Origin of the sequence: Tropicimonas sp. (genome assembly GCF_047971885.1) — a bacterium.
Lineage (GTDB): Bacteria > Pseudomonadota > Alphaproteobacteria > Rhodobacterales > Rhodobacteraceae > Tropicimonas.
In genome coordinates, this window is the sequence record NZ_JBKEAE010000104.1 from 1 (window position 1) to 5,571 (window position 5,571).

Consider the following 5,571-nt stretch of genomic DNA (forward strand, 5'->3'; position numbering starts at 1 on the left):
TCGTTAGTAGTACAGAAACAGGAAAAATGGGCTCTTTCCAGTCGTTCGCCGTGCTAGATACGAACGACCGCTTTTTCTGTTCCGCATGCGATCCGGGTAGGAAATCCGACAGAAGGCAGAAATATCCGACAGCCGATACAGGAGCTTTCTGGAGCGGGCGATGAGATTCGAACTCACGACCCTTACCTTGGCAAGGTAATGCTCTACCCCTGAGCTACGCCCGCATCCGAAAGTGAGCGGGGTGTAACGGCCCGCCCGGCGGGGTTCAAGCGGAAAATCGGCGCCGCCGGGGCGCGCCTGCCGCCTCCAGCTCAGAAGGCGCGGAAGGTCATGGTGGTCAACGTGCGCTGAACGTCTTCGATGCTGCCGATATTCTCGTTCACGAAATGCCCGACATCACTTCCCTCGGGGACGTAGAGCTTGAGCAGCAGGTCGTAATCGCCCGAGGTCGAGTAGAGCTCGGAATGAATCTCTTTCAGCGCGATGTCGTCAGCCACCTTGTAGGTGGTGCCGGGGGCGCAGCGGATCTGGACGAAGACGCATTGGCTCATTGCGAACCTCCTGTTTGTCGTGCGCCCAGCATCGTCAATCGTGCGGCAGTTGCAAGCCGTTCCGGTTGCGCAAGCGGCGTTTGCGTGTTCCGGGTGACGGTTCGAAGAACTGGCGCGGGGCGCGGTTTGCGCCTATGCCTCCGGGGCGCGAAACATCAACCGACGGAGGCCCGATGTCTGCCGATCATCCCAATACCCCCGAGCTTGCCTGTGCCCGCCCGCCGGCGCTGAACTGGCAGGACCCGTTTCAACTGGACGAGCAGCTTGCCGAAGACGAGCGGATGATCCGCGACGTGGCGCGCGCCTATTGCCGGGACGGGCTTGCGCCGCGGGTGGTCGGGGCGAACCGGCACGAGGTATTCGACCGCGCGATCATGACCGAACTCGGGGCGCTGGGTCTGCTCGGCCCGACCATCCCCGGGGAATACGGCGGGGCAGGGGTGAGCTATGTCTCCTACGGGCTGGCCGCGCGCGAGGTCGAGCGTGTCGATTCCGGCTATCGCTCGGCCATGTCGGTGCAGTCTTCGCTGGTGATGCACCCGATATTTGCCTATGGCACCGAGGAGCAGCGCCGCAAATACCTGCCGGAACTGGCGGGTGGCGCGATGATCGGCTGTTTCGGCCTGACCGAACCCGATCACGGATCGGACCCGGGCGGCATGATCACGCGGGCGCGGCCCGCGCCGGGCGGCTACCTGCTGTCGGGGGCGAAGAACTGGATCACCAACAGCCCGATAGCCGACATTCTGGTGGTCTGGGCGAAATCCGAGGCGCATGGCGGCGGGATCAGGGGGTTCCTGCTCGAACGCGGGATGAAGGGGCTGGCGACGCCGAAGATCGAGGGAAAGTTCAGTCTGCGCGCCTCGGTCACCGGCATGATCCAGATGGACGACGTGTTCGTCCCCGAGGAAAACCTTCTGCCCGGGGCATCCGGTCTTGCCGGGCCGTTCGGCTGCCTGAACCGGGCGCGTTACGGTATTGCCTGGGGCACGATGGGGGCGGCCGAATCCTGCTGGCACATGGCGCGGGACTATACCCTCGACCGCAGCCAGTTCGGGCGGCCGCTGGCGGCCAACCAGCTGATCCAGAAGAAGCTTGCCGACATGCAGACCGAGATCGCCCTCGGCCTGCAGGGTGCGCTCCGCCTCGGGCGGATGATGGATGAACATCGCGCCCCGGCCGAACTGATCAGCCTGATGAAGCGCAACAATTGCGGCAAGGCGCTGACCATCGCGCGCGAGGCGCGCGACATGCTGGGCGGCAACGGGATATCGGATGAATACGGCGTGATCCGCCATGTCATGAACCTCGAGGCGGTGAATACCTATGAGGGTACGCACGACATTCATGCCCTGATTCTCGGCCGGGCGATCACCGGGATCCCGGCCTTCCAGTAGCGGTCCGCGTATCCGGTGGCCCCGGGGTGAAATGCCGCTTCGACAGCGCGCCGGTGCCGGAAAGCCGGGTATCGCGATACGGCGCGGGACCGCCCGCAAAATCGGCCGCGGCCCTTACAACTGCTTGCATCGCTCGGCGACAGTTGTTAGGTGCGCCCTACGCTCGCATAGCTCAGCTGGATAGAGTGTCGCCCTCCGAAGGCGAAGGTCACAGGTTCGAATCCTGTTGCGAGCGCCACTTTCGCGCCGGGGATCCGTCGATCATGCGCCGAGCCGGATTTGGTGCGTCTGTCCGGTCTTGCGGGAAACGCGGTATCCGGATGGGGAGGCTGCGCCGTGGCCGGTGACTTCGATCTGGTGATATTCGATTGCGATGGCGTCCTGATCGACAGCGAACTGATCTCGGCGCGCATGCTGGTGGCCGAACTGGCTGAATGGGGCGTCGAGGTCGATCTTCCCTATGTGGCGCGCCATTTCCTCGGGCGCAGCTATCCGGTGGTTATCGCCCAGATCCGCCGGGAGTTCGGGCTTGCCCTGACCCCGGCGTTCGAGGCCGACTATCGCGCGCGTCTGCTGGCGGCCTTCGCAAGCGATCTGAGGGAAATGCCGGGGGTGCGCGAGGTGCTCGAAACGCTTGCCTGCCCCTATTGCCTCGCCACAAGCTCCAGCCCGCCCCGCGTTCGCCGGTCGCTCGAAATCGTCGGGCTGACACCGTATTTCACCGGCCGAGTCTGGACCGCGTCCGAGGTCGAGCGTGGAAAGCCCGCCCCCGACCTGTTTCTGCATGCCGCAGCCCGGATGGGGGTTGCGCCCGGGCGCTGCCTTGTCGTCGAGGACAGCCTGAACGGCGTTCAGGCCGGGCTTGCCGCCGGAATGACGGTCTGGCATTTCACCGGCGGCAGCCACCTGCGGGGCGTGACCTTCGACGAGCCGGACCTGCCGCGGCCGCATCTCAGGTTTGCATCTTTCGCCGATTTCTACCACCTTGACCGCCACCTCAGGGCGCGCGGAGACTGCCGATGAACGTTCCGAAACCGACCGAACCGGAGATCGCGCCGCTCGACGATGCGGCCCGCGCGGCGTGGCTCTACTATGTCGGCGGCAAGACGCAGGACCAGATCGCGCGCGAGTTGGGCATTTCGCGACAGCGCGCCCAGCGGCTGGTTGCGCGGGCCGTTTCCGAAGGCCTGATCCACTTCCGGCTCGACCACGGGATCGCGCGCTGCCTGGACCTGGAATCCGAACTGCGCGACCGACGCGGCCTGTCGGTCTGCCGGGTCGCGCCGTCGCTCGGGGCGGGGATCGAACCCGTGCGCTCCATCGCGCCCATCGCGGCGGCCGAGATCGAGCGTATCCTGAGCGCGCCCGAATCGCTGGTCGTTGCGGTGGGAACCGGTCGCGCGTTGCGTGCGGCGGTGGAGGAGATCCACACTTTCCAATGCCCGCAGCACCGGCTTGTCTCGCTGAACGGGAACATTTCGCCCGACGGGTCGGCCTCGAATTACGATGTGCTGATGCGTCTGGCAGACCGGGTATCTGCCAGACAATATCCGATGCCCCTGCCGGTGGTCGCATCGAGCCTGGAAGAGCGCGAGTTGTTCCACCGGCTGACCCCGGTCCGCCGGAACGTGGAACTGGCGCAGCAGGCGTCGGTCAGCTTCGTCGGCGTGGGCCACGCCTCGGATTCCGCGCCGATGCTGCGCGACGGCTTCCTGAGCGAGCCCGAGTTCCGCGAAATTCAGCAGGCTGGCGCAGTGGGAGAGATCGTCGGCTGGTTCTACGACGCGGCCGGGCAGTACATCGACGCCGAACCGAACCGGCGCGTCGCGGGCGTGCGGGTCGACCCGCCGGGCGATGGCGGCAAGCTGGTGATCGGCGTTGCCGCCGGCCCCGACAAGCTTGATGCGCTGAAAGGCGCGCTTTCCGGTCGCATTATCAACGGCCTGATCACCGACGAGGATACAGCCGGGGCGCTGCTTTCCTGATCGCGAGGCCAAATTTTAGGCTGCACGAAAATTCGCTTGACAAAATCGGGGCAGATGGGTGAGCATTGGCTCGTGAAGTGAGCATATGCTCACACCTACTGGGAGGAAACAGATGAAAGTTCGTGCTCAGGCGCTGTTGGGCGCATGTGCGGTTGCGGCCCTTTCGACGGCTGCCGCCGCCGAAACCATCACCATCGCGACCGTCAATAACGGCGACATGATCCGGATGCAGAGCCTGGTCGATGACTTCAAGGCCAAGAATCCCGATATCGATGTCGAGTGGGTGACGCTGGAAGATTACGTTCTGAGCCAGAGCGTGACCACCGACATTGCCACCAAGGGCGGCCAGTACGACGTGATGACCATCGGCAATTACGAAGTGCCGATCTGGGCCAAACAGGGCTGGCTGGTATCGATCAACGATCTGCCCGCCGAATACGACATGGCCGACCTGCTGCCCGCGATCGCCAACGGCCTGTCGGTCGACGGTTCGCTTTATGCCGCGCCGTTCTATGGCGAATCGGGCATGGTGATGTACCGCACCGATCTGGCCGAGAAGGCCGGCGTGACCATTCCCGAAAAGCCGAACTGGGATCAGATCAGGGAAGCCGCCGCCGCGATGACCGACAAGGGTGCGGGCATCTACGGCGTCTGCCTGCGCGGCAAGGCCGGCTGGGGCGAGAACATGGCCTTCCTGTCCGCCATGGCCCAGTCGATGAACGCACGCTGGTTCGACATGGAATGGAAACCCCAGTTTGACAGCCCCGAGTGGAAGGCGACGGTCGACGCCTATCTGGACATGATGAACAACTACGGTCCTCCGGGCGCGTCGTCGAACGGCTTCAACGAAAACCTGGCGCTGTTCCAGCAGGGCAAGTGCGGCATGTGGATCGACGCGACCGTCGCTGCATCGTTCCTGACCGACCCCAAGGAATCGACCGTCGCCGACAGTGTCGGCTATGCGCAGTTCCCAAATGTTGCCGGCAACGAGGGCCGCGGCGAATGGCTCTGGTCGTGGAACCTCGCCATTCCGGCGGGTACGTCGAAGGAAGAAGCGGCGAAGAAGTTCGTCGCCTGGGCGACCTCGAAGGACTACACCAACCTCGTTGCCGAGCATGAAGGCTGGCGCGCCGCCCCTCCGGGTACGCGCACCTCGCTCTACGACAACGCGGATTATGTGGCCGCCGCGCCGTTCGCCGAAGTGACGATCAATGCGATCAACGGCGTCGATCTCGCCCATCCGACCTCGCAGGAGGTGCCCTATATCGGCTCGCAATGGGTCGCGATCCCCGAGTTCCAGGGCATCGGCACGGCGGTCGGCCAGCAGTTCTCGGCCGCGCTTGCGGGCCAGTTCTCGGCCGATCAGGCGTTGCAGAACGCGCAGTCGCTGACCGAACGTGAAATGGCGAAGGCCGGCTACCCCAAATAGTCGCGGACCCTCCCTGGCCGGATCGCGCCGCGGCCCGGCCACCTCCCGGATCGGCACCCTTCGCGGTGCCGATCCACCCGACCCCCAACCATCGTTTCCGACCGGAGATGCCGGCCATGGCCACGCAACATTCCCGTGCGGCAGCGCGTTTCATGATCGCTCCAGCAGTTCTTCTCCTGCTCGGGTGGATGATCGTGCCGCTGTCGATG

The 5,571-nt window shown here is 64.7% G+C and carries 5 protein-coding genes, 2 tRNA genes and 1 pseudogene; 6 read left to right on the forward strand and 2 right to left on the reverse strand.

The window, feature by feature from the left end:
• Positions 1 to 149 precede the first annotated feature (149 nt).
• A tRNA-Gly gene (locus tag ACK5IR_RS09205) sits at positions 150 to 224 on the reverse strand.
• Positions 225 to 311: 87 nt separating this feature from the next.
• Positions 312 to 551 carry an Lrp/AsnC ligand binding domain-containing protein gene (locus ACK5IR_RS09210; RefSeq protein ID WP_416928138.1) on the reverse strand — a complete coding sequence of 80 codons (240 nt, stop codon included), beginning with the start codon at positions 549 to 551 and terminating at the stop codon, positions 312 to 314.
• Positions 552 to 724: 173 nt separating this feature from the next.
• Here ACK5IR_RS09210 and ACK5IR_RS09215 point away from each other — a divergent pair, with 173 nt between their 5' ends.
• The 6 genes and pseudogenes from ACK5IR_RS09215 to ACK5IR_RS09240 all read left to right on the forward strand — a co-directional run.
• Positions 725 to 1,948: an acyl-CoA dehydrogenase gene (locus ACK5IR_RS09215; protein ID WP_416928140.1), complete on the forward strand. Its 1,224-nt coding sequence runs from the start codon at positions 725 to 727 to the stop codon at positions 1,946 to 1,948.
• Between the two features lie 161 nt (positions 1,949 to 2,109).
• Positions 2,110 to 2,186, forward strand: a tRNA-Arg gene (locus ACK5IR_RS09220).
• A gap of 98 nt (positions 2,187 to 2,284) precedes the next feature.
• Positions 2,285 to 2,971: an HAD family hydrolase gene (locus tag ACK5IR_RS09225; RefSeq protein WP_416928142.1), complete on the forward strand. Its 687-nt coding sequence runs from the start codon at positions 2,285 to 2,287 to the stop codon at positions 2,969 to 2,971.
• Positions 2,968 to 3,933: a sugar-binding transcriptional regulator gene (locus ACK5IR_RS09230; RefSeq protein ID WP_416928144.1), complete on the forward strand. Its 966-nt coding sequence runs from the start codon at positions 2,968 to 2,970 to the stop codon at positions 3,931 to 3,933. Before ACK5IR_RS09225 ends, ACK5IR_RS09230 begins: the two co-directional genes overlap by 4 nt.
• Before the next feature lie 112 nt (positions 3,934 to 4,045).
• Positions 4,046 to 5,362 (forward strand): ABC transporter substrate-binding protein, encoded by a 1,317-nt coding sequence (locus ACK5IR_RS09235; RefSeq protein ID WP_416928146.1) that lies wholly within the window; start codon positions 4,046 to 4,048, stop codon positions 5,360 to 5,362.
• A 116-nt stretch (positions 5,363 to 5,478) separates the two neighbouring features.
• A pseudogene (locus ACK5IR_RS09240) lies at positions 5,479 to 5,571 on the forward strand (sugar ABC transporter permease); the annotation flags it as partial.